The following is a 22,943-nucleotide window of genomic DNA, read 5'->3' on the forward strand; positions in this document are numbered from 1 at the left end:
GTGGCTCGTGTCGTGCCCCGCTCAATCCGCCCGGTGTTGCAGGCCGGCGAAGAGGGTGCGGTGGGTGGCGATCAGGTGGCGCACCTGGCGCACGTAGGCCATGCCCCGTTCGGAATAGCTGCGCAGCCCCAGCGCCAGCTCATAGCCGGAGAGCGGCTGCAACAGCTGCCGCTCCTTGGCGCGCAGCCGTCTGAGCAGGCGGTACTCCTTGCGGGTATTGATGTTATGCATGTAGGCGCGTACCGATTGCGCGGGCGAGGCGAAACGGCGCACCTCGTGGTGCGCGTTGGCGTTGCGCCGTCTGGGAACCATGCCGCACCCCTTGTGGTGGCACCATTCCCCGAAGAGGTTGTTTCCCTCCCGGGCGAAACGGGAGGTCCCCCAGGCCGATTCGATCGCCGCCTGGGCGGCGACCAGCTCGGGGGGGATGCGGTCGACCCGGACCAGCAGCCGCTCGATCAGATGGCGCTCGGAGTATTTGCGCCCGGCTAGCCCGTACTCCCGGGCCAGCCGACGGAGTACCCGTCGGTCGTGGCGGTCGAGCTCGCGGTCGCGCATGCGCAGCAGTTGTTTGCGCTGCTCCATGATGCGGCGGTTCTCCCGTTCGATGATCGGCTGCAGCCAGTCGAAGAAGGCCTGCTTGCGCCGCGCGCTGTTGTGCAGCGAGGCGAAGTCGGGGATCAGCGACACACTCCTCGGCGCCGCTGCGCGTTCCGCCGCTCGTCGGGTGGGGGCGACGCCCCCTTCCTTTTGGATCCGGTCCGCGGGAGCAGGCTTCGTCACGGTCGTGCCCCGGGCGATGGCGACGGCACGCTCCTCCGGTGCGGGCTGGATGGCGACCGGTTTGGTGCAGCCGCCGGTCAGCAGGAGCGCCGCGACTGCGACAGCCGCGATGACGGGTACGCAGGCAACCGTCATCCTTTGATGGAATCGCACAAAGCCCCTCCATGGGCTTCTTGCTTGACGGGGATCGAAGAGCGTGGTCTTCGATCCCCTTACAAATCCGTCGGTTGCATTTGCCACCTCCGGATTTGCGCGGCCCTCCTGGCCGCGGATGCCGGCTTCTTGCGCAGCCGTCATCCCTTCCTCCCGAAGAGGCGGTCGAGGTCGTCCAAGGTGAGTTTGATCCATGTCGGTCGTCCGTGGTTGCACTGGGCGATGTTGGGGCAGCGGGCCATCTCCTGCAACAGGGCGCGCTGCGCCTCATGGTCGAGCATCTGGCCGGAGGTGATCGCCCGCTTGCATGCGCGGTCGGCGAGCAGTCGCTCCAGGGCGGCGCCCAACCGGTCCTCCTCGTTGCCCAACCGAAGGGCGGAGGCGACCTCTTCCGCCAGCTCTTCCGGGGGAAGATGGCCGAGCAGCGAGGGGATGCGGTCGATGACGAAGCAGACGTCGTCGACGGCGCGCAGCCCGATGCCGAAGGGGGCAAGGGCGTCCGGGTGGTCGTGCAGCCAGGCGGCGAGCTCCGGCTGTGGTTGCCACCGCACGGGGGTGAGCAGCTGCTGGCTCGTCACCGATGCCTGCCGCATCTGCGCCTTGAACCGTTCGTAGCGGATCCGCTCATGGGCGGCGTGCTGGTCGATAAGCAGGATGCCGTCGGTGACCTGGGTCAACAGGTAGCGTCGGTGGATTTGGGCCAGCGGCAGCCCGAAGTCGCACTCCTCCTCCCCGCCGAGGTCCGCCTCTCCATCGGCGCAAGGGGCGTTGCCGGGGGAGGCTGCAGGTACCTCCCGCACCTCGTCGACGGGAGCGGGGGAGGCGGTGGACGGCGGGGAGAAGAGCAGTCGCCCGAGCCCGCCTGAGGATCCCGGCCTCTGCTGCGGCCGGGGGGTGGTGTGATGGGGCGCGGGGTGCTCCGACACAGGGGCTGCGGACGGACGCATCGCCGCGAGCGCCGCCTGTGCGGTGGTGTCGCTGCCGCGCCGCCCCATCCGCTCGAGCGCGGCGTGGACGCAGCCGATCAGTGCGGCGCGTACCGTGGCGGGGTCGGAGAAGCGCACCTCCCGCTTGGCCGGATGGACGTTGACATCGACCAGCGCGGGGTCGATGTGGATCTGGATCACCGCGATCGGATAGCGGTCGTGGAACAGCACGTCGCGGTAGGCGGCACGCAGGGCGGCCAGCAGCATCCGGTCGCGGATCGCCCTGCCGTTGACCAGAAGCCAGATACGGCTGCCGTCCCGGTGGTGCAGGGTGGGCAGGCCGAGCCATGCGTCGATCCGCACGCCCCGGTGGGTGTGGCTCTGGTGGTGGCTGTTGCGGGCGAAATCGTCGCCGAGGACGGAGGCGACGCGCCGATCCTCCTCCTCGGACCGGTATTCGATCCGGGTGCGGCCGTCGAGCCGCAGGGTGATGGCCAGGGAGGGATGGGCCAGGGCGAGGGCGCGGACGTGCTCCACGATCGCCGCCTCTTCGGTCCGCTTGCTGCGCAGGAAGCGCAGGCGGGCAGGGGTGTTGCGAAAGAGGTCGCGCACCTCGACGCGGGTGCCGCGGCGGGCGGCGGCGGGGCGGAGGTGGCTGTTTCCCTGATCGTCGACCCGAACCTCGCTTCCCTCGCCGCCGCCGCGCGGGCAGGTATGCAGCCGAAGCCGACCGACCGAGGCGATCGACGGGAGCGCCTCACCGCGAAAGCCGTGGCTGGCGATCTGCTGCAGATCCTCGGCCCGTCGGATCTTGCTGGTGGCGTGGCGCAGCAGCGCCCGCTCGGCGTCGATCGGATGCATGCCGTCGCCGTCGTCGTCGACTGCGATCAGCCGCCGGCCGGCCGCCTCCACCTCGATCACCACGGAGGTGGCGCCGGCGTCGATGCTGTTTTCCACCAGCTCTTTGACCACCGATGCGGGGCGCTCCACCACCTCGCCTGCGGCGATGCGGTTGGCGACCAGCGGCGGCAGGAGCTCGATCGTCGGAGCGCTGCTCATCGATCCGATTACAAATCGATCACTTGTTTATACATGCGCTTGATTTGCAAGGCAATCGAAGAGCGCGCTCTTCGATTGCCCGTCAAGCAAAAAGTCCATGGACGGACTTTTTGCGATTCGATCACAGATGATGGTTTCTTGCGAAACCATCGTCGTTGGAACGTTGCTGTGAGGGTCGGGCCGGGATGGGGGATGCGCCGGGGGCAGATGCAACGACGCACCCGCCGGGAGGAGTGCGGCCCCCTCCCAACGGGTGCGTCGCCATCGGGCTTCGCGGCAGGGGGCGCCCCTACGGCCGCGGAAGCGATCTCTGTGCGGTGTCGGCGTCAGAAGCGGCGGCGCGGGCGCTCCTCGCGCGGCTTGGCCTCGTTGACCCGAAGGTTGCGGCCGTTCAGATCACTGCCGTCGAGCGCCTCGATGGCCCGACGGCCATCCTCGGCGTTGTGCATCTCGACGAAGCCGAAGCCTCGGGAGCGGCCGGTCTCCCGGTCGCTGATGACGTGCGCGCTGGAGACGTCGCCGAACTCGGCGAAGAGCTCGTGCAGCTCACTTTCGTTTACGGAGTAGGGCAGGTTGCCCACATAGATATTCAACATGACAGATCGTACAGACAGATTCCTCGATATATTCGCCCGTCACCGCAGCCGCTGCCGCAGGGGCCGGACCATCGCCGCATCAAGCGGTTGGGCGAACCGTAGCCATGTCGGTGCGGGATTGCACGCGCGGGGTGCGGCCGGCCGGCCGATCGTGCTGACGTGCGCGGAAGCGCAGGGTGTCGGCGCGCGGGATGTTGCGCCGAATCCAGCGGACCATGTCGCGCCACATGCGGTGGATCTCCCGAGGGGGGGGCATGATGCCGGCGTAGGGCAGCTCCATGGTCACCACCGGGATGTGGCGCTCGACACCGGCGTAGTTGCCCAGCGAACCGGGGTAGGTGCCGAGCAGCCGGCTGTGCAGATAGCCGAAACGGCGGGGAGCATCCGGCGGGCCGTCGAAGTCGAGGATGCCGTAGGGGGCGTGTACCGAGATGATCACATCGGGCTGAAAGCGGGCGATCTCCTCCATGAGCGCGCGGGTCTCCGGCTCGCTGGCCGCTGCGGGTCCGGGATAGCGTCGGGGATCGCGGTGGGTGCGGCGGATCCAGTAGCGGCGGCTCTGCTCGCTCCACCCCCTGGTGGGGAAGTTGCGGTTGAGGTCGACGCCGTGGCCGTTGACCCGTCGGCTGTGGCGGCGCAACAGGCCGTCGGGGTTGGCCAGCGGGATGATGTGCCAGTGAAACAGGCCGGTGTGGTGCCGCTTGATGATGCGCATCCATTTGAAGACGATGCTCACCGAGGAGAACTCGTCGCCGTGGATGCCGCCGATCAGCAGCACCCGCGCCTTCGGTCGGCGTCCGGCCGGTGGGGGGAAGCGGCGGATGAGGATGGCCTGACCGTTGGCCGAACGGGCGCCGCTGTCGACCAGACCGGCACGCAGGCACTCCCGGATGGAGACGCTGCCGAGCTTGTGGCCGATGCGGTGGCACTGCCGCTCAGCGCTGTCCCGTGCGGGGATGGTGTAGGCGCCGCCCTGGGCGCAGAGTGGGAGCAGCAGGGCGGCCAGTGACAGGAGCGCTCTTCCCGACCGGGTTGTGCCGGGGCGAATCGCAACCACTCCGTTCATGCTGTTTCTGCTCGATGGTGATCGAATGGGCAACATATAAATATTATTGTAACACAGTAAGTTGTAACGGTTTGATCTAGTTTTGCATCAATGTTGGCATTGGTGTGGCGCACCAATGCCGCAATGATGGTTTCCAGCGAAAGCATCATGTCGGACAGTGGGTGGCGAACAGCCGATCGTGCTCGTCGAGCGCGTAGCGGTCGGTCATGCCGGCGATGTAGTCGGCGATCACCCGCGCCCGCAGCCGGTCGTCGGCGTCGGGCGGGATGCGGGCGGCGGGGCCCGGCGGAAGCATCATCGGGTGTTCGAAGTAGGCGTGGAACAGCTCCTGGATCACCCGGGTCGCCTTGTGCGACATGCGGGCCACCCGATAGTGGTGGTACATGTTGTGGTGGAGATACTCCTTGAGTTCGCGCCCCCAGGCCGTCACTTCCGGGGAGAAGGCGACCAGTGGTTCGGGGGCGCGGCGCACATCCTCCAGCGAGGTGACCCCCGCCTGCTTCAGGTTGGCCCGCGTCTGTCTGATCACGTCGGTGATCAGATGGTTGATCATGCGGCGCACCGTCTCGTGGACCACCACCCGCTCGCTGCAGCCGCCGACGCAGACGGCGAGTGCGGCGTCGTGGCTGCGGCGGAAGAGGGTGGTCCGGCGCAGCCCCTCGATGGTCAGGATGCCGGCGCGCAGGCCGTCGTCGACATCGTGGTTGTTGTAGGCGATCTCGTCGGCGAGGTTGCCGATCTGTGCCTCCAGCGTCGGCTGCTCCTCGGGATGGAAGTCGCGCGCGGCGCCATCCGGCGCCCGGTCGTAGTGGGAGGAGTGTTTGATCATCCCCTCCAGCGTCTCGTAGCTCAGGTTGAGCCCGGGGAAGGCGGCGTAGCGCCGCTCCAGCTCGGTGACGATGCGCAGCGACTGCCGGTTGTGCTCGAAGCCGCCGTAGGGGGCCATCACCTCGTTGAGCGCATCCTGCCCCGAGTGGCCGAAGGGGGTATGGCCGAGGTCGTGGGCCAGGGCCACCGACTCGGCGAGATCCTCCTGCAGATCGAGCGCGCGGCAGATGGAGCGGGCGATCTGGGCCACCTCGATCGAGTGGGTCAGCCGGGTGCGGTAGTGGTCGCCTTCGTGGTTGACGAAGACCTGGGTCTTGTACTCCAGCCGGCGGAAGGCGGTGGAGTGGATGATGCGGTCGCGGTCGCGCTGGAAGATGTTGCGCCCCTCCTGCTCGGGCTCGGGGTGGCGTCTGCCGCGCGAGAGTGCCGAACGGCAGGCGAAGGGGGCGAGATGCTCCTCGTATCGGTTCATTTTGTTTGCATCGCAAAACATCCGTCCGTGGATGTTTTGCTTGGGCGGGAATCGAAAAGCGTGGTTTTCGATTCCCTTACAAATCCTTCGCTTGCATCCGCAAGCTTAGGATTTGCGCGGCCGTCCTGGCCGCGAATGCCGGCTTGCAGCGAGGCCGGCATCGGTTTGCATCGCAAAACATACCATCCGTGGATGTTTTGCTTGGGCGGGAATCGAAAAGCACGTCCGTTCGTGGATTGCGAAGGCTATCGGGAGGGCCTCCGCGTGCGTGTGCGGATGGCGATCGTCGCGCCGGCCAGGCCGACGGCGATACCGCCGAGCAGAATCGGTCCGACCAGTGTGGCGTATGGCGGTGGGGTCATGCCCAACCTGCGCAGTGCGGCGAGCAGCGGCCATTGCAGCAGTGCGGCGAGCAGCCCTGCGCCGCCGCCGATCAGCCCCCCCTCCAGCAGGTAGGGGAGGCGGACGAACCACTCCTCGGCGCCGAGCAGCCGCATCAACGCGATTTCGTTTTCACGAGCGAGCAGCGACAGCCGCAGGGTGTTGGTGACGATCAGCGCCATGCCACACATCATCAGCAGGGCGACCCCGATCAGGATGCGGCGGGCCAACAGCAGCTTGCGGCGCGCCGTCAGCAGGGTGAGCTCCTCGTCGTTGAGCCTGGCGTGGAACCGGGCGGCGACATCGCGCAGGTCGTCGATCAGGAACGGCCGCTGGCTGCGCACCGCGGCCCGGACGGTCAGCGGCAGCATCCGGTGCAGCCCCTCCACCGGTGCGCCGCCCAACCACCGCGCAAGCCAGGCGCGGGTTTCGCGCGCCTCGATCCGGCGGGGCTCCCCCAGCCCATCGACCCGGCGCAGGGCGGCGAGCAGCGGCGCCAGCCGCGCCGCTTCGTCGCGGGGCAGGTAGAGATGGACCACGGGGCGCAGTGATCCTGCCCAGAGGAGTACCGTCTGCACCCCTGTCCAGAGCGCGGCCACCGCCCACATGGCGATGGCCACTACCAGCAGGGCGAGCCACTGCGCCTGGCCGAAGGGGGGCAGGCTCCAGCCGCCGGGCAGGCGGATGCGGGGCGATTCACGGTCGGTCACGATGATGGAATCGCAAAAAATCCGTCCGTGGACTTGTTGCTTGACGGGAATCGAAGATCGCGGTTTTCGATCGCCTCACAAAACAGTCGCCTGCCTGCGAAACCATCAGCCATGCCGATCCTCCACCACCGCACCGGCATGCAGGGTGACCACCCGGCCGGGGAAGTCGCGCAGCAGCTGAAGGTCGTGCGTGGCCATGATCACGGTGCTGCCTTGCCTCTGCAGCTCCACCAGGTAGCCGGTGACCCGACGGGCGGTCTCATGGTCGAGGTTGCCCGTCGGTTCGTCGGCCAGGATCAGCTTCGGTCGCCGCACCATCGCCCGGGCGATGGCCACCCGCTGCTGTTCGCCGCCGGAGAGGGTCTCCGGATAGCTGTACATGGCATCGGCAAGGCCGACGAAGTCGAGCGCCCGCTCCACATGGGCGGTGATGCGCTCCACGGGGTGGCCGATCACCCGCAGCGGCAGGGCGACGTTCTCGAAGACGGTCCGACCGAAGAGGAGCCGGTGGTCCTGGAAGATGATGCCGCACTGACGGCGGAGGGCGCGGATCGTCCGCTCCCCGGCCCTGCGCAGGTCGCATCCGGCGACGATGAGCCGTCCGGCGGCAGGGCGCAGCGCGCCGTAGAGCAGGGAGAGCAGGGTCGATTTGCCGGCACCGCTCTCTCCGATGAGGAAGAGAAACGCACCGCGATCGACCGAGAGGGAGACCCCGCCCAGCGCGATGCGGCCACCGGGATAGCGGGTGAGCACCCGCTCCATTTCGATGATCGGAGCGTGCTTCATGGTCGAATCGCAACAAGTCCGTCCGTGGACTTGTTGCTTGACGGCAATCGAAGAGCGCGGTCTTCGATTGCCTTACAGATCCTTCGCTTTCGCCCGCAAGCTTCGGATTTGCGCGACCGTCCTGGTCGTGGAGGATGGTTTCTCGCGAAACCATCCTCCACGGTGCCAACGATAGTGGAATGGTGCGCGCGGCGCGAATGGCGGCGGATGGCGCCCTCGGGCCGACAGGTCCGCGGATGAGCGGTTGTGATTCCGATCAACGCTGGCGCGCGCCGCCGCTCGTGGGTAGGGTGCCACCGATGGTCACGGAGTCCGAGGAGTCGGTGGCGGAGCGGCCGCGGACGCAGCCGTCGCAGGAGCGGTTGATCCAAGCGGTCAAGTCGATGCCCGCCTTCCCCGAGAGCGTGCACAAGATCATCGAGCTCGCCTCGGACATCAACTGTTCGGCCAAGCAGCTGGTGCGGGTGATCGAGCGCGATCCGGTGGTGACGGTGAAGGTGTTGCAGATGGTCAACTCCTCCTTCTACTGCCTGCCGCGCAAGCTCACCTCGGCCAACCATGCGGTGGCCTACCTCGGTTTGAACACGGTGAAGAACCTCGCCGTCGGCATCGCCGCGGTGGGGATCCTCTCCACCCGCGGCGCCGGCGGCTTCAACACCAACGACTTCCTGCACCACTCCCTGGCCACGGCGGTGATCGCCCGCCGGTTGGGGCTCAAGATCAAGGAGAAGCACCAGTACGATCCGACCGAGTTCTTCGTCGCCGGTCTGGTGCACGACTTCGGCAAGCTGGTCTTCATGCGCAGCTATACCGATACCTTCGTTCGTGCGATCGCCCTCGCCCGCAAACACCGCTGCCCGCTCCATCTGGTCGAACGCAAGCTGCTGGGGATCGACCATGCCCAGGTGGGCGGCATACTGGGCGATGAATGGGGGCTGCCCGAGCACCTCACCTGCTGCATGCGCGAGCACCATCGCAAGCGCCACGGCGGCGGGGTGCTGCTCGATTGCGTGGTGGTGGCCAACATCCTGAGCAAGGTGCGGCGGATCGGCGACGGCGGCAATCCGTTCGTTCCGGAGGATCTGCCGGAGCAGGCGATCAAGACCTTCGGCAACCGCACGCTGGAGATGATCGACCGTTGGGTGGGGGATATCCACGAAGAATACGAGGACGCCAAGGCGCTGGCCGCCTGATCTGATCCGCTCCGGCCCTCCGGGGGCCGGCAGAGATGCGGCGTCGGGGAGGTTGATGGAGCCATGAAGTTGAAGTTCTGGGGCGTGCGCGGCTCGATCGCCACGCCGGGCCCCTCCACGGTGCGTTACGGCGGCAACACCACCTGCATCGAGGTGCGCACCGACGACGGCCAGGTGATCATCCTCGATGGCGGTACGGGGCTGCATCCGCTATCGCTCAGCCTGCTGGCCGAATTGCCGGTGACCGCCCACGTGTTGATCAGCCACACCCACTGGGACCACATCCAGGGGCTCCCCTTCTTCATCCCGCAGTTCATCCCCGGCAACCGGCTGGAGATCTACGGCGCCTACGACCCGGTCACGCAGAAGAACATCGGCGAGACGCTCTCGGTGCAGTTGCAGTACAGCTATTTCCCGGTGCGTGAGGTGGAGCTGAAGAGCAAGCCCGGCTTCCACACCATCAACCAGCGCGAGCCCTTCACCATCGCCGACGCCACCATCACGCCGGTGGTGATGAACCACCCGGTGATCGACCTGGGCTACCGCATCGAATGCAACGGCAAGTCGCTCTTCTTTACCGGAGACCACGAGCCTCCGGTCAACATCTACGACGAGGAGGACGAGAGCTACGAGATCTACCAGTCGGTGCTCAACGAGCGCAACCGCTTCATCTATGAGGTGATGCGCGGGGTCGACGTGTTGATCGCCGACTCCTCCTACACGCCGGAGGAGTACCGTTCCGGCAAGGAGGGATGGGGGCACGGCACCTTCGACTCCAGCATCGCCATGGCTCGGGACCTCGATGTCGGTCGGCTCTTCTTCACCCACCATGAGCCGACGCGCAGCGACGACGCCCTGGAGCAGGTCTGCGCCGAGGCGCTCGACCGTTGCGACTGCACCGCCGATGAGCGGCAGCGTTTTCAGTTGGCCCGCGAGGGGCTGGAGCTGGAGTGGTGAATCCATACAAGGGGAGGCCATGACATGAAGAGGGTTGGATGGAGTGTGATGCCGGTCGTGCTGCTGTTGGTGCTGCTGGCGCCAGCACCGGCGCCGATCGCTGCCGCCGCGCCGGCGGGGGAAAAGGCGGATGTGCCGGAGAAGAGCGTGGAGCTGTTGCGCAAGAATATCCGCGGGCTGCGCATCGATGCGGTGCACCGGGCGCCGATCGCGGGCCTCTACGAGGTGATCTCCGGCCGCAACATCTATTATGCGGATGCCACGGGAGCCCATCTGATCGTCGGCGGCCACATCTTCGACACCAGCAACCGGCGCGATCTCACCGCCGCGCGGTTGCAGGAGATCAACCGGATCGACTTCCATCAGCTTCCGCTGGAGTTGGCCGTCGTCTCCGGCGATCCCGACGGGGTGCCGCTGGCCGTCTTCACCGATCCGGACTGCCCCTTCTGCCGCAGGCTGGAGCGCGAGCTGCAGGGGATGCACGGCATCAAGGTCTACCACTTCCTCTTTCCGCTGACCCGGATCCACAAGCATGCCGAGGCCCATGCACGGGCGATCTGGTGCGCCAGGGACCGCTACAAGGCGATGGTCGAGATCATGCTGCATGACCGCGATCTGCCGGCGGGAAGCTGCAAGACGCCGATCGCAAGGCTGCGTGCGCTGGGCACCCGCATCGGGGTGACCGGCACCCCCACGCTGATCGCCGGTGACGGTCGCATGTTCGCCGGGCTCAAGACGGCGCGGGAGCTCAAGCGTTGGCTGGCGCGGTGAGCCGGGCCGACGGTCGCGCGGCCGACGCCATGCGGCCGGTGACGATCGAGGCGGGGATCAATCCCTACGCCGAAGGGTCGGTGCTGATCGCCTTCGGCGGTACGCGGCTGATCTGTACCGCCTCGGTCGAGGAGACGCAGCCATCCTTCCTGCGCCCGAGCGAGCAGGGGTGGGTGACGGCGGAGTACGGCATGCTGCCGCGCGCCACCCACACGCGGAACCGGCGTGAGGTGAGCCGGGGCAAGGCGAGCGGCCGGACGATGGAGATCCAGCGGCTGATCGGCCGGTCGCTGCGCGCGGTGATCGATCTCGAACGGCTGGGGCCACGCACCGTCATCATCGATTGCGACGTGCTCCAGGCCGACGGCGGCACCCGCACGGCGGCGATCACCGGCGGCTGGCTGGCGCTGCGTCAGGCGGTCTCCCGGCTGTTGGCCGATGGAATGATCGCGCAGGATGCGGTGGTCGGGCAGGTGGCGGCGGTCAGTTGCGGCGTGGTGGATGGCGTAAGCCTGCTCGATCTTGCCTACGAGGAGGATGCGCGGGCGGAGATGGATGCCAACTTCGTCATGACCGCCGAGGGCGGCGTGGTCGAGCTGCAGGCGACGGCCGAGGGGCGGGCGCTGCCCTGGGCGCGCATCGAGGAGCTCAAGGAGCTGGCTGCGCGCGGCATCGCCCAGCTGGTCACCGCCCAGCGCGAGGCGCTGGCGGTTTGATTCCCGTGCGGCTGGTCATCGCCAGCAACAATCCGAAGAAACGACGCGAGATGGAGGCGATCCTCTCCAGCATTGGCGTTGCCGTGGTGCCGGCGGAGGCGACCTGCTTCGTGCCTGTGGAGGAGGATGGCGCCACCTTCGCGGAGAATGCCGCAAAGAAGGCGCGCGCCTTCGCCGCCGCCAATGCCATGCCGGCGCTGGCCGATGACTCCGGCCTCTGCGTCGATGCGCTCGGCGGAGCTCCCGGCGTCCGCTCCAGCCGCTATGCCGGGATCGAGGGGGATGACGCGGCCAACAATGCCCGGTTGCTGGCCGCGCTTGACGGCGTCGCCGACCGTCGCGCCCGTTTCGTCTGCGCGCTCCACCTCGCCTTCGCCGGCGACCGCCCGCCGCTGACCGCCGAGGGAGAGACGGTCGGCACCATCCTGACCCGGCCGGATGGCCCCGGGGGCTTCGGCTACGATCCTCTCTTCTTTTCGCCGGAGCTTGGTTGCAGTTTCGCCCGGGCGACGGCGGAGGAGAAGGCGCGGGTCTCCCATCGCGGCCGGGCGCTGCGCGCGCTGGCCGACAAGCTGCGCGGCGGTTGATCAGGCTGCCGGCTGTAGCATTCGATGGTGGCTGCCGCCGCTGCCCGCGGCTGGCCGCCTTGCTCGACCAGGTGAAGGGCGATTATCCCGACTACTTCTGCGCGCCGGTGCCGCCCTTCGGCGATCCGACCCCGCGGCTGCTGATCGTCGGCCTCGCCCCCGGCATGCACGGCGCCAACCGTACCGGGCGCCCCTTCACCGGCGATTATGCCGGCATCCTGCTCTACCGGACCCTCCATCGGCTGGGGGTCGCCTCGGCGCCGGAGTCACGCTCTGCGGAAGACGGGCTGCGGCTGGACGGGGTGCGCATCACCAACGCGGTCAAGTGTCTGCCGCCGAAGAACCGGCCTGTTGCCGCCGAGATCCGGCAGTGCAACCCCTTTCTGGCGGCGGAGATCGCCGGGTTGCCGGCGTCGTGCAACCTGCTCGCGCTCGGACTGGTCGCCCATCAGGCGGTGCTGCGCGCCTGTCGCCTGCCGCTTGCTTCCCGCCGCTTCGCCCACGGCGCGGCGCACAGTCTTCCCGATGGTCGCAGGCTGATCGACAGCTACCACTGCTCGCGCTACAACACCCAGACCGGGCGGCTGACCGAGGAGGCCTTTCGCGCGGTGGTCGCCCAGGCATTGGAGCCGCCAGCCTGATCGATCTGGTCGCGGTCAGCGATGCCATCCTGCCGCAGCGGCAGGGCTGGATGCTCCATCCGGCGCTGGCCGGTTGGCGCCGTCGGTTGCGCTGGCGCCGCAGCCGCTGGTTGCGCGGTCGGCCGCACGATCCGCTCTCGCTGGCCGCGCTGCTTGTCGGTGTGGCTCCGGCGCGGCTGCTGGCCGCCGCATGCCCCGACCTGCCGGCGATGGCCCAGTGGTGGGTGGCGACGCCGTGGCACGGCCAGACCGTGCGCGATCGGGTGCGGCTGTTGCCCTGGCCCCGGCTTGACTGGCGCGCGGCGGATGGCGCGGCCCTGATCGCGCGGCTTGCACCGCTCTTCGACGATCTCGGCATGCGGCTTGTCGCCGGGCCGGAGGGGATGCTGCTGCTCGGCTGCGACCGCTGTTGGCAGGTGGCGCCGGCGCCGTGGCCGCAGATCGAGGAGGAGGGGCTGCCCGACCGTCCTCCTCCGGGCGCGGACGGGGGGGCGTGGATGCGGTTGATGACCGAGGTGGAGATGGCACTCCACCAGGATGGAATCCCCCGTGCGGGCAGCGTGCCGGTCCACGGTATCTGGCTGTGGGGGGCGTGGAGCCCCGATCCGGCCGGGGCGGCGGAAGGGGCGGTCGCGCCGGGCCTCACCATCGCCGCCACGGGTGGTGTGCGCGCCGATCGCTGGCTGGTCGGGCGGGCCGAGGAGGTGGCCGGGCTGCTGCCGGGAGGGAGGGTGCCGCGTCGGCTGTTGCTGGCCGGCGGCGGTCGCCTCTGTTTCTTCCCGGGGAGGGGCAGGTTGTGGCCGCGGCGGGACCCCTTGGGGGAGGGTGGGGGGATCGGCGGGGAGGAGGAGCTGCTCGGCATGGCCGCCCGGCCGGGATCGCGGGGTGGTTTCGATTGAATCGCAAAACCTCCGTCCGTGAACGTGTTGGCTTCACGGGAATCGAAGAGCGTGGTCTTCGATCCGCTTACAAATCCATCGGTTGCATGCGCAACCTCCGGATTTGCGCGACCCTCCATGGTCGCGATGATGGTTTCTTGCGAAACCGTCATGTTTTGGCAACCACCCGGAACAACGGCAGGATTCGGCACCAGGCGCGCGGCTTGCCGGCGGTGGGATGATGACGGTTCAACGGGAGTGGTGGAGCGATGCGGTTTTCGTTGCAGGATGCCCCTCCGAGCCATGCCGGGATCAAGCAGATGCGGGCGGCGATCGAGAGTCGGCTCAAATGGCTCCACCTCTTCTACATCTTCACCCTCTACCTGATCCCGATCGTCACCGTGGTCGCCTGCATCATCTTCCAGGTGCACAACGATCGGTCGGTGAGCAACACGGTGATCATGAGCGGGGTGTTGATGTTGGCCATCTCCGCCGCCGGCCACGCCTTCCACTTTCAGGGTTACGCCACCGCGATGAACGGCATGATCATCGTCGGGCTGTCGTTCTACACCATTCCCGTCGCCCTGGTCATGGTGCCGGCGGGGATCATCCTGCAGTACAAGCCGAGGGCGTGGCACCGGGATCTTGCCGATCTGCGTCAGATCAATGATGAGCGCAATCGCAACGTGACCGAGATGAAACTGACCTCACCGGTGATCGGCGCCTATGCCAAGAAGGTGGCGGCGACCGGCCGGAACTATTTCGTCCGCGGCGAGTATCTGGCCATGGTCGCGCAGCGCGAGCGGGAGATCCAGGAGCACAACGCCCGCGCCAGGATCGATTTCCGCAAGCCGGAGGAGCTGCCCGGGGACAAGGCGTGACGTCCCTCGATCAGCGCAGGAAGTAGGGCGGATCGCCGGCGCAGGGTTGCCACTCGGCTAGCCTGCTCCACAGCCGCTCTCTGCCGAAGTGGCGGAACTCGGTGTAGGGCGGGTGGATGAGTTGGATGTGGTCGATCTCCACCTCCACCCTCGGCGGGCGCACCGTTCGGACCAGAGCGACGTCGATGAACCGTTTGCGCCTGCGGCAGACCTGATCGCCGGCGATGATCAGCGGCGGCGGATGGGGCAAGGCGGTTTGCGCGCCGCTCACCGTCGGGGATGGCGCCGAGGGGGCGGTGCCCCCGCTGGGACGCGGTGGGGTGGGTGCCTTCCCCCCCTTCGGCCCGATGGATGCGTAGGAATCCCCCACCGTGGCGGCGGACTCGGCCTGCACCGCCGGAGGGCTCTTCCCTTCCTTCTCCTCCCGGGCGGCCGCAGAAGCCTTGCGGTCCCGTTCCTGTTTCTGTTGCGGCGCGGCCCCGAATCGGGTGATCCGGTGGAAGAAGGCGCGGATCTGTTGGATTGGTCCGGGATGGCTTCGGTGCGTGTGTCCGCGTTTCTTTTCCGGCGTCGCTGGAGGGTGTTTTGGGTGATGGGAGGTGCTGGCGGTGGTTGGTCGATCTCTGCCGGCGGCGCTGTAGGGATCCCGATGGCGTGACGAGGTGCGGGGCGGCTGTGGCGGGAGCATCGCCCGGCGCACCATCGTCACCTCAAGCGGGGTGCCGTTGTGGTCGAAGCGGAGCAGGGCGGTGGTGCCCGTCCGGCCGAACAGCAGTGCCCGGGCCGCCTGGATGGTGGGGACCGGTTTGCCGTCGACGGCGATCAGCCGGTCGCCGGGATCGAGATCAGGCTGCTGCTCCAGCGCCTTGTCGGGAATGCGGGCGACGACCAGCTCGCCGTCGCGCATCTCCAGGGCCAGCGGGATGGTGCCGGCCTCCTCCCGCGGCAGATAGCCGGCCTCGGCCAGTGCGCGGGTGCACTCCTCCGGTACTCGACCGGGAAGGATGGCGCCGATGATGCTCGCACGGGGCTTCGGCTGGCACAACTCCTTGTCACCGAACGCGTTGATCAGGTGCAGCGGCCGATCGGCGCATCCGGCGAGGATGAGCAGCGCTGGCAGCATCCATGGCATTTGTTTCATGTTTGATCGAATCGCAAAAAGTCCGTCCGTGGACTTTTTGCTTGACGGGGATCGAAGAGCATATCTTAGTTCCACCTATAAAATAAGTAGTTGTATTCGCAAGCTCACGTTTCGCACGAATATGTCAGAAGCGATCGCCCGCTTCGTTCGGAGTGCTCCAGCAACAACCATGCCAGCAGCGATCGGCAGGGGTGCTAGCCTTTCCCCAATGGTTCACCGCTCCCGTTTGTCAGGTCTGCATGCGATCCGCGGCTACTACGCCTTCTACTTCGCGGCCATGGGGCTGATGCTCCCCTTTTTCCCGCTCTGGCTGGCCGGGCGCCGGCTCGATGTGGCGACGATCGGGTTGCTCAGCGGGCTGCTTGCCGCCGGCAAGGTGGTGGCGCCGCCGCTGGCCGGCTGGCTGGCCGATCGCCATCCTCCCGGCGGACTGCGCGCGATGGTGGTGGTGGCGCTGGGGCTCTCCGCGCTGCTGGCGCTGGCCTGGCCGTGGGTGGATGGGGTGGTGGCGCTGGCACTGTTGATCGCCCTCTTCGGCCTGCTGTGGGCGGCGACGCTCCCTCTGGCCGACCAGCTCTCCATCGCGCTGTCCGAACAGGCGCAGGGCAGCTACGGCCGGCTGCGCGCCTTTGGCTCGCTTGGCTTCATCGTCGCCTCGCTGGCGGGCGGGGCGTGGCTTGGCGGTGCCGGGCAGGTGGCGCTGCTGCCGCCGGTGGTGGCGCTGGTGCTGCTCATGGCCGCCGCCTGCGGCGCCGCCTTTCCGCCGCCGGCGCACCATGCCGCGCTGTTGGCCGGGCCGACGGGAACCCCGCAGCCGGCCCGGCTGCGTGCGCTGATTCTGGCCGGGTTCCTCATGCAGCTCTCCCACGGCACCTACTACGGCTTCTTCACGCTCCATCTCGGCCACCTGGGCTATACCGGCTGGCAGATCGGGTTCTTCTGGATGGTCGGGGTGGCGGCCGAGATCGTGCTGATGTGGCGCTGGAGCGATGCGCTGCACGCCGCCGACCCCTACCGCGTGCTCTCGCTCTGCCTGCTGCTCGCCGCCTTGCGCTGGATCGGCACGGCACTGGCTGTCGACTGGTGGGCGATCGCCCTGCTGCAGCTGCTTCATGCGGCCAGCTACGCCGCTTTCCACATCACGGCACTGGTCTGGGTCCAGCGCTGGGCGCCGGCAGGTCGCAGCGCCGCCGCCCAGGGATGGTTCTCCTCGGCCGGCTTCGGCCTTGGGGCTTCGCTTGGGATGGCCGGTTGCGGTCAGGTGATCGCGGCGGCCGGATTCACCACGGCGTGGTGGCTCTGCGCGGCGGTGGCGCTGGCTGCGATCAGGCTGTTGCGTCCGCTGCGGCAAGCCGCCTGATCTGTCGCCAGGCGGCGCGGGCGTCGCCGAAGGGTAGTTCAAAGCAGCGGCAGGGCGCCGGCAGCCACCGGTGGAGTGTGTGGATCGCCTGGGCCAGCGGGCGGGGCTGCTGCAGCAGGTCGGCCAGGCGGGTTAGCGCTATGCTGCGCGGCAGTGGGCGGGGTGTGGCCTCGGCCCCGGGACGGAAGCGGGGGAAGAGGAGCAGTCGGGCTGGGGCCGGCTCGGTGGCAACGCGGCGCGGCAGCCAGAGCAGCGAGTGGCGGCGCCCCCCGTCCGGATCGGTGAAGTGGTAGGAGGCGCGCTCGAAGCAGCCGCTGTCCACCATCTCCTCGTGGGCGAAGGCCGGATGGACGCCGCCGTCCCACTGCAGCGGCCGGGGGAAGGGGTGGATCGCCCCTTCGGCATCGAGCAGGGCGAACTCGTCGCTCATGTAGGCGGCGCCGTCGAGCAGGGCGGCGGTGGCGAGCGAGGACTTGCCCGCGCCGGAGCAGCCGGCGAAGAGCAGCGCGCCGCCCTGCCACGCGATGGCCGCGGCGTGGATCGAGCAGAGGCGATCGGTGGCGGCGGCGACGGTGTGGCGGTAGAGGGCCAGCTCGATCGCCGCGACGATGTTGCCCGGGTCGTGGTCGCGCCACAGCTCCTCGCCGTTGCGTTCGGCCCGCCAGTCGCCATCGGGATCGCGGCCTGCCCGGAAGCGGCAGGTCGCCGGCTGCTCCGGTGCGGCCGGCGGGTAGAGGGCGAAGAGCGGCGCGATCAGGTCGAAGAGCGGTTGCGGTGCCTCAACGGTGACGACGGAGTCGGCCACCCGGCAGCGGATGGCTGCTGGCTGCCGGCGCGCTGCAGCAGCCTGGTTGTCGATGCTCGGATCGTCGATGGCGGCCTCTACGGCGCGGGCAGGAATTGATTCGATCGCAAAAAGTCATTCGATCGCAAAAAGTCCGTCCGTGGACTTTTTGCTCGACGGAAAGCGAAAAGCGCGTTTTCTCTTCCTTTACAAATCAATCGGTTGCTTGCGCGGTCGTCAGCAACTGGTGCGCACGCAGCTGATCGAGGAGCTGTTCCACATCGCGTGCCACCGCTGCCTGCTCGACCTCGAAGATGGCGGCCAGCTCGCTGGCGATCGATTCCACAGTGTGGCTGCCGTCGCACAGCTCGAGCACGGCGGCGGCGGTGTGGTTGAGTGAGACGCAGCGGCCGGTGTCGTGGTCGATCACCACCACCTCGTCCAGCCCCTCCAGCTCCTCGAAGGAGAGATCCGGTTTTCGTCTTGGATGATTGATGTTTATGCTCCTGTCGCAACAAGTCCGTCCATGGATTTTGTGCGGCACGCCGATGCCGCGATGTCGGCTTCTTGCGAAGCCGTCATGTCATTGCCCCTCCAAAGAGGGGTCGGTTTTACCACCGAGCAGCCAGGCCGAAGTGCGGCAGTCGTGGCAGCTGAGTTGGTTGTGACACGCATCGACTGCGGCGGACGCCGGGCCGATGGGGATGGCCCGCAGCTGCTCGACGATGGCACCGCGGCGGATGTTGCCCAGCCTGCGGCCGCGTGCAAAGATGCAGGGGAGGATGGCGCCGTCGGCCGCAACACACAGCTTGCCACGCCGGGGGGGGAGCGGCGTCGGCAGGGCTGGTTCCTCGTCACGATCGACGCTCTGATCGCGGCCACGACCGATGGCGCGGATCGGATGGACGGCGATCGCCGCCTCCTCCACCCCCATGGAGCGCAGCAGCGCCCGGGTCGGCTCGGCATCGTCGCGGTTGTGCGCCATCGTGATGATGCTCACCCGGCAGGGGATCCCGCGGGCGACCACCCGCCGGATCGCCGTGATGGTCCGCTGCCAGCTGCCGGGGAGGCGGGTGACGGCGTCGTGGCGGGCGGCATCGTGGCTGTAGAGCGAGAAGGCGAAGGCGAGCGCTGCTCCGCCTGCCTCGGTCAACCGTTGCAGCAGCGCGTCGTGCAGCAGCAGGCCGTTGGTGTAGATCTCGATGGTGGCGAAGTCACGGGCGCGCGCATGGCGCACGGCGGTGACCAGCTCGGGGTGGATCAGTGGGTCGCCGCCGGTGAACTGCACCCGCGCCCGCCCCAGGGCGCGGGCCTGGTCGAGCAGATCGATGATTTCTTCGGCACTCAGGTGGGCCTGTTGTTCCGGCGTGGCGTCGGCGTAGCAGTGGAGGCAGCGCTCGTTGCAGCGCAGGGTCAGCTCGACGAAGAGCAGGCCGAGATCGCCGCAGACCAACTGGCGCAGCGCGTCGCTGGTTGGCGTGGCCTGTGCGATGCCCTCCAGCGCCGGCAGATGGCGGGCGGCGGCGGCCAGCGGGCAGGAGTCGGCGACAGGCTCGGGCCGCAGCCGTCGCTCCAGCGCGGCGGCGAGGCGACCGCTCAGTTGCAGTGGAGGGTGGTCGCAGCGGTGGAGCAGCAGATCGGTTCCCCGCCGCGCGACGAGGGCCACCTCGCCGCGGGGGAAGAAGAGGGGGCGGGTCAGAAAGGGTGGATTAGCAGTGGGCGGGTCGGCTGGCGGTAACGCATCGGCCCGGAGGCGCGTCAGGAGTGGCTGCTGTTCTTGTTCCCCGACGAGGAGTTGCACTTCTTGCGCCGATCATCGCAGCTCTTGCGGTTCTTCTCGCCGCTACGGCCGCAGGGGGCGCAGAAGCAGGGGGCGCAGGAGGGGTTGCCGCCGCTGCCACTGCTGCTGTTCTTGCTGCCGTTTTTGTCTTTGCTGCCGCTGGCCCAGGCGTCGTTCTGTGCCACGACCAGCGCGCCGAGCACCGCCGGCGGGGTGTAGGCGCCGAGCCGCAGCAGCCGGCGGCGTGCGGAGAATCGACGTTCCTGACCATACGGTTCCATGGCTGCCTCCCGAGCGTGGCTACGCAATCGGCGTAGGATAGGCTAGAGTACGGCTGATGTCAAGCGCGCGGGATTTCGCCATGCATTGTCGCTGGTTGCAGGCCGAGTTGTTGCGCGGTGCGCCGCTGTGCGACCATCCGCTGCTTCACGATGCCGACTTCTGGCTGCAGGCGCGTCGGGAGGGGGTGATGGCGCTGCTCTGGCACCGCCTGCACCGGCAGGTGGCGCTGCCCGAGGCGCGGGTCGAGGAGATCGCCGAGGCCCTGCGCGAGCAGGCGGTCGAACGCGCGGCGCTGGTGCGGGCGGCCGGGCGGTTGCTCACCATGCTGCACGAGGCGGAGATCGCCGTAGTGCCGCTGCGCGGGCTGACGCTGGCCGAGAGGCTCTACCCGCGCACCGATCTGCGGCCGCAGTCGGACATCGATCTGCTGGTCCGGCCGCAGGCGATGGAGGCGGCGCTGGAGCTGTTGCGTGGGCAGGGCTTCGCCCCGATCAACGACTGGCAGCCCCATCTGCTCGCCCGTGGCACGGTGCTGGTCGATCTGCACGACGAGCCGCTCGGCGCCGATCGCATCCGCTGCTGGCGGCGGCTGACTCCGCTCTCCGTCGAGACCTTCTTCGACCGCGCCCGTCCGGGCAGGGTGGCCGGCGCGCCGGCGCTGGTCATCGACGATGCGCTGCAGCTGCCCTGGCTCTGTTTCCACGCCGCCAAGCATTCGTTCGAGCGCATGATCTGGCTGTGGGACATCGCCCTGCTCTGCCGGCGGATCACGAACGACGACGGGTGGGGCCAGGCGGAGGAGACCATCCGGTTTTTGGGGCTGCAGCGCCCCTGCTGGTTCGCGCTCGGCTATGCGGCGGCCAACCTCGCCGCACCGGTCCCGCCGGAGCTGCTGCGCGCGATCCGGCCGGCGATGGACTGGCGCGAGCGCGCCCTGTTCCAGCGCCACCTGCGCCACGAGCAGATCCCCTTCCTCGCCGAGCGACTCTTCGCCCGCATGCTGCCCGGCCGCGCAGACCGGCTCGCCTTCTGGCGCGAGACCATCGTGCCACGGCGCGAGGTGCGCGAGCAGATCGCCGCCGGCGGCTGTGTGCGCTGCACCTTCATCCGCACCCGGCTGAGCCAGCTGATGCAGGCGCTCTCCCTGTTCGGGGCCGAGCTGCGCGGCTGGCGCAAGCTGGGCGGGTAGGCGCGGTGGCCTCCTCGTTCGTCTGTCAGGAGTGCGGCTGCCTGCTGCGCAAATGGCAGGGCCAGTGCCCCGACTGCGGCGGCTGGAACACGATCAGCGAGCAGCCGGAGCTGCCGGTCGCCCCGCGCAAGGGCTCCGGAGGGGGCAGGCGGAAGGAGGCGCTGGCGGCGCGGCCGATCACCGAGGTGGGCAGTGAGGCGCACGGACGGTGTGCCACCGGTATCGGTGAGCTCGACCGCGTGCTCGGCGGCGGTCTGGTGCCCGCCTCGGCGGTGTTGATCGGCGGCGCGCCGGGGATCGGCAAATCGACCCTGCTGCTGCAGGCCGCCGCACTGCTGGCCCGGGATGGCTCGGTGCTCTATATCACCGGCGAGGAGTCGGCCGCCCAGGTGCGGCTGCGGGCGGAGCGGATCGGCGCGCTGCACGATGGCCTGACCATCGCCGCCGGCGTCGATCTGGAGGCGATGCTGGCCACCATCAGCGAGGCGCGGCCGCAGGTGGTGGTGGTCGATTCGATCCAGACGGCGACGGCGGCCACGCTCGGTTCGGCACCGGGAACGGTGGCGCAGGTGCGCGAGTGTGCGGCGGCGCTGATCCGCGCGGCCAAGTCGGTCGGCTTCGCGCTGGTGCTGGTCGGCCATGTGACCAAGGAGGGGGCGCTGGCCGGCCCCCGGGTGCTGGAGCACATGGTCGATTGCGTGCTCTACTTCGAGGGGGATCGCGGTCATGCCCACCGCATGCTGCGGGCGGTCAAGAACCGCTTCGGCCCTGCCGGCGAGGTGGGAATCTTCGAGATGCGCGACTCCGGCCTCAAGGGGGTGCGCGACGCCTCCCGCCTCTTTCTGCACGAGCGCAGCGCGGAGACGGCCGGCTCGGTGGTGCTCGCCTGCATGGAGGGGACGCGGCCGCTGCTGGTCGAGGTGCAGGCGCTGGTGGCGCCGACGGTCTACGCCACCCCCAGACGGGCGGCGGTGGGGATCGATCCCAACCGGGTGGCGATGCTGATGGCCATCCTCGAGCGCCGCATCGGCCTGCCGCTGGCCGGGCAGGATGTCTACCTCAATGTGGTCGGCGGGGTACGCATCGTCGAGCCGGCCTCCGATCTGGCGGTGGCCATGGCGGTGATCTCCGCCTGGCGCGATCAGCCGTTGCCGGCGAAGCTGGCGTTGTTCGGCGAGGTCGGGCTGACCGGCGAGGTGCGGCCGGTGGGGCAGCCGGAGGCGCGGCTGCGCGAGCTGGCTTCGCTCGGTTTCGCGCGGGTGTTGCTGCCGCAGGGCAACCGCGCGCGGGCACTGCAGGCGGCCGAGCGCATGGAGGCGCCGCCGGCGCTGCTTGCCGCGGCCAGCCTGGGCGAGGCGGTGCGCCTGCTGGGCGCGGGCGGGTAGGATTCTCGGGCAGAGGGCTCCTGCCGCATGGCGGGGTTGTGGGCGTGCGCACGAAGCCGGCCGGAATCCCCGGCGTTGGCGTGGCGCGCAACCACTCCATGGACCGGAGCTATTTGCGATGGAGTCGGGCGATGAAGTTTCCCTACGGCATTCATGATTTCCAGCGGCTGATCGAAGGCGGCTATTTCTATGTCGACCGCACCGCCGCCATCCGCGACATCGAGAATGCGGGCGATCAACTGCTCTTCCTCCGTCCGCGTCGGTTCGGCAAGTCGCTGCTGCTTTCCATGCTGGAGAACTACTACGATTTGGCCAGGGCGGATCGCTTTGACACGCTCTTCGGCCATCTGGCCATCGGCCGCGACCCCACCCCCCTGCACAACGCGTATCTCGTGATGAAGTGGGACTTCTCGCTGGTGTCGGCGCAGGGGAGCGCCGAAGAGATCACCAGGCGGCTGAACCAGCACATCAACAACCGGATCATCGATGTGCAGAACAAATACGACTCCCACCTGAAATTCCAGGCCAAGATTCAGGACGACAACGCCATCGCATCCTTCGAATCCCTCTGCAGTGCGATCAGCCGATCCGGCTTCAAGCTCTACCTACTGATCGACGAGTACGACAACTTCGCCAAC

Annotated in this window: 24 protein-coding genes; 13 read left to right on the forward strand and 11 right to left on the reverse strand. The window is 68.4% G+C overall.

Annotated elements, in window-relative coordinates; translation table 11 throughout:
* Positions 1–21 precede the first annotated feature (21 nt).
* The 7 genes from D6682_00205 to D6682_00235 form a co-directional block, all read right to left on the reverse strand.
* Positions 22–1,131: a hypothetical protein gene (locus tag D6682_00205; protein RMH53048.1), complete on the reverse strand. Its 1,110-nt coding sequence runs from the start codon at positions 1,129–1,131 to the stop codon at positions 22–24.
* Entirely contained in the window at positions 1,077–2,921 is a 1,845-nt protein-coding gene (gene mutL, locus D6682_00210; GenBank protein RMH53049.1) for a DNA mismatch repair endonuclease MutL, read from the reverse strand. The genes D6682_00205 and mutL overlap by 55 nt, the downstream gene beginning before the upstream one ends.
* Positions 2,922–3,247: 326 nt before the next feature.
* Positions 3,248–3,514, reverse strand: a complete 267-nt coding sequence (locus tag D6682_00215; GenBank protein ID RMH53074.1) for an RNA-binding protein — start codon at positions 3,512–3,514, stop codon at positions 3,248–3,250.
* An 82-nt stretch (positions 3,515–3,596) separates the two neighbouring features.
* Complete coding sequence (locus D6682_00220) at positions 3,597–4,583, reverse strand: murein peptide amidase A (protein RMH53050.1); 987 nt, start codon at positions 4,581–4,583, stop codon at positions 3,597–3,599.
* A 145-nt stretch (positions 4,584–4,728) separates the two neighbouring features.
* Positions 4,729–5,883, reverse strand: a complete 1,155-nt coding sequence (locus D6682_00225) for a deoxyguanosinetriphosphate triphosphohydrolase (protein ID RMH53051.1) — start codon at positions 5,881–5,883, stop codon at positions 4,729–4,731.
* A 245-nt stretch (positions 5,884–6,128) separates the two neighbouring features.
* Positions 6,129–6,974, reverse strand: coding sequence for an FtsX-like permease family protein (locus D6682_00230; GenBank protein RMH53052.1), 846 nt, complete (start codon positions 6,972–6,974; stop codon positions 6,129–6,131).
* Positions 6,975–7,079: 105 nt separating this feature from the next.
* Positions 7,080–7,760, reverse strand: a complete 681-nt coding sequence (locus tag D6682_00235) for an ATP-binding cassette domain-containing protein (GenBank protein RMH53053.1) — start codon at positions 7,758–7,760, stop codon at positions 7,080–7,082.
* Between the two features lie 134 nt (positions 7,761–7,894).
* Between D6682_00235 and D6682_00240 the strand changes: the two genes are divergently transcribed.
* The 8 genes from D6682_00240 (at position 7,895) to D6682_00275 (ending at position 14,384) form a co-directional block, all read left to right on the forward strand.
* The gene (locus D6682_00240; GenBank protein RMH53054.1) at positions 7,895–8,953 is read left to right on the forward strand and encodes an HDOD domain-containing protein; all 1,059 of its coding nucleotides are present in this window, start codon (positions 7,895–7,897) and stop codon (positions 8,951–8,953) included.
* Between the two features lie 63 nt (positions 8,954–9,016).
* Positions 9,017–9,910 (forward strand): MBL fold metallo-hydrolase, encoded by an 894-nt coding sequence (locus D6682_00245; protein RMH53055.1) that lies wholly within the window; start codon positions 9,017–9,019, stop codon positions 9,908–9,910.
* A gap of 24 nt (positions 9,911–9,934) precedes the next feature.
* Complete coding sequence (locus tag D6682_00250; protein RMH53056.1) at positions 9,935–10,681, forward strand: DsbC family protein; 747 nt, start codon at positions 9,935–9,937, stop codon at positions 10,679–10,681.
* Between the two features lie 29 nt (positions 10,682–10,710).
* Positions 10,711–11,397, forward strand: coding sequence for a ribonuclease PH (locus tag D6682_00255; GenBank protein RMH53075.1), 687 nt, complete (start codon positions 10,711–10,713; stop codon positions 11,395–11,397).
* A gap of 5 nt (positions 11,398–11,402) precedes the next feature.
* Positions 11,403–11,984, forward strand: coding sequence for an RdgB/HAM1 family non-canonical purine NTP pyrophosphatase (gene rdgB, locus D6682_00260; protein RMH53057.1), 582 nt, complete (start codon positions 11,403–11,405; stop codon positions 11,982–11,984).
* 5 nt (positions 11,985–11,989) lie between these two features.
* Positions 11,990–12,625 (forward strand): uracil-DNA glycosylase, encoded by a 636-nt coding sequence (locus tag D6682_00265; GenBank protein RMH53076.1) that lies wholly within the window; start codon positions 11,990–11,992, stop codon positions 12,623–12,625.
* Positions 12,626–12,675: 50 nt separating this feature from the next.
* Positions 12,676–13,524: a hypothetical protein gene (locus D6682_00270; protein RMH53058.1), complete on the forward strand. Its 849-nt coding sequence runs from the start codon at positions 12,676–12,678 to the stop codon at positions 13,522–13,524.
* 248 nt (positions 13,525–13,772) lie between these two features.
* The gene (locus D6682_00275; protein RMH53059.1) at positions 13,773–14,384 is read left to right on the forward strand and encodes a hypothetical protein; all 612 of its coding nucleotides are present in this window, start codon (positions 13,773–13,775) and stop codon (positions 14,382–14,384) included.
* A gap of 10 nt (positions 14,385–14,394) precedes the next feature.
* On the opposite strand, the gene D6682_00280 is transcribed toward D6682_00275, so the two are convergent.
* Positions 14,395–15,507 (reverse strand): hypothetical protein, encoded by a 1,113-nt coding sequence (locus tag D6682_00280; protein RMH53060.1) that lies wholly within the window; start codon positions 15,505–15,507, stop codon positions 14,395–14,397.
* Positions 15,508–15,733: 226 nt separating this feature from the next.
* Between D6682_00280 and D6682_00285 the strand changes: the two genes are divergently transcribed.
* Positions 15,734–16,885, forward strand: a complete 1,152-nt coding sequence (locus D6682_00285) for an MFS transporter (GenBank protein ID RMH53061.1) — start codon at positions 15,734–15,736, stop codon at positions 16,883–16,885.
* Here D6682_00285 and D6682_00290 read toward each other — a convergent pair.
* The 3 genes from D6682_00290 to D6682_00300 all read right to left on the reverse strand — a co-directional run bounded on the left by D6682_00290 (position 16,851) and on the right by D6682_00300 (position 19,470).
* Positions 16,851–17,690: a hypothetical protein gene (locus D6682_00290; GenBank protein ID RMH53062.1), complete on the reverse strand. Its 840-nt coding sequence runs from the start codon at positions 17,688–17,690 to the stop codon at positions 16,851–16,853. The genes D6682_00285 and D6682_00290 overlap by 35 nt on opposite strands.
* Before the next feature lie 193 nt (positions 17,691–17,883).
* Entirely contained in the window at positions 17,884–18,219 is a 336-nt protein-coding gene (locus tag D6682_00295) for a PqqD family protein (GenBank protein ID RMH53063.1), read from the reverse strand.
* 33 nt (positions 18,220–18,252) lie between these two features.
* Positions 18,253–19,470: a radical SAM protein gene (locus tag D6682_00300; GenBank protein ID RMH53064.1), complete on the reverse strand. Its 1,218-nt coding sequence runs from the start codon at positions 19,468–19,470 to the stop codon at positions 18,253–18,255.
* Here D6682_00300 and D6682_00305 point away from each other — a divergent pair.
* The 4 genes from D6682_00305 to D6682_00320 all read left to right on the forward strand — a co-directional run.
* A complete protein-coding gene (locus D6682_00305) occupies positions 19,447–19,668 on the forward strand; it encodes a hypothetical protein (protein ID RMH53065.1) in 222 nt (73 codons plus the stop codon). The genes D6682_00300 and D6682_00305 overlap by 24 nt on opposite strands.
* Positions 19,669–19,786: 118 nt before the next feature.
* The gene (locus tag D6682_00310; GenBank protein ID RMH53066.1) at positions 19,787–20,920 is read left to right on the forward strand and encodes a hypothetical protein; all 1,134 of its coding nucleotides are present in this window, start codon (positions 19,787–19,789) and stop codon (positions 20,918–20,920) included.
* 5 nt (positions 20,921–20,925) lie between these two features.
* Entirely contained in the window at positions 20,926–22,305 is a 1,380-nt protein-coding gene (gene radA / locus D6682_00315; protein RMH53067.1) for a DNA repair protein RadA, read from the forward strand.
* 131 nt (positions 22,306–22,436) lie between these two features.
* Positions 22,437–22,943 (forward strand): hypothetical protein (locus D6682_00320; protein ID RMH53068.1); only part of this gene is annotated, 507 nt, incomplete at its 3' end.

The sequence above is a fragment of the Zetaproteobacteria bacterium genome (assembly GCA_003696765.1).
In the GTDB taxonomy this organism is placed as follows: domain Bacteria; phylum Pseudomonadota; class Zetaproteobacteria; order Mariprofundales; family J009; genus RFFX01.

Coding starts and splice junctions, on each gene's coding strand:
- D6682_00205 (RMH53048.1), bottom strand. CDS start 1,131: ATGGATCAAACTCACCTTGGACGACCTCGACCGCCTCTTCGGGAGGAA.
- mutL (RMH53049.1), bottom strand. CDS start 2,921: ATGAGCAGCGCTCCGACGATCGAGCTCCTGCCGCCGCTGGTCGCCAAC.
- D6682_00220 (RMH53050.1), bottom strand. CDS start 4,583: ATGAACGGAGTGGTTGCGATTCGCCCCGGCACAACCCGGTCGGGAAGA.
- D6682_00225 (RMH53051.1), bottom strand. CDS start 5,883: ATGAACCGATACGAGGAGCATCTCGCCCCCTTCGCCTGCCGTTCGGCA.
- D6682_00235 (RMH53053.1), bottom strand. CDS start 7,760: ATGAAGCACGCTCCGATCATCGAAATGGAGCGGGTGCTCACCCGCTAT.
- D6682_00240 (RMH53054.1), top strand. CDS start 7,895: ATGGTTTCTCGCGAAACCATCCTCCACGGTGCCAACGATAGTGGAATG.
- D6682_00245 (RMH53055.1), top strand. CDS start 9,017: ATGAAGTTGAAGTTCTGGGGCGTGCGCGGCTCGATCGCCACGCCGGGC.
- D6682_00250 (RMH53056.1), top strand. CDS start 9,935: ATGAAGAGGGTTGGATGGAGTGTGATGCCGGTCGTGCTGCTGTTGGTG.
- D6682_00255 (RMH53075.1), top strand. CDS start 10,711: ATGCGGCCGGTGACGATCGAGGCGGGGATCAATCCCTACGCCGAAGGG.
- D6682_00270 (RMH53058.1), top strand. CDS start 12,676: ATGCTCCATCCGGCGCTGGCCGGTTGGCGCCGTCGGTTGCGCTGGCGC.
- D6682_00275 (RMH53059.1), top strand. CDS start 13,773: ATGCGGTTTTCGTTGCAGGATGCCCCTCCGAGCCATGCCGGGATCAAG.
- D6682_00280 (RMH53060.1), bottom strand. CDS start 15,507: ATGCTGCCAGCGCTGCTCATCCTCGCCGGATGCGCCGATCGGCCGCTG.
- D6682_00285 (RMH53061.1), top strand. CDS start 15,734: ATGGTTCACCGCTCCCGTTTGTCAGGTCTGCATGCGATCCGCGGCTAC.
- D6682_00310 (RMH53066.1), top strand. CDS start 19,787: ATGTCAAGCGCGCGGGATTTCGCCATGCATTGTCGCTGGTTGCAGGCC.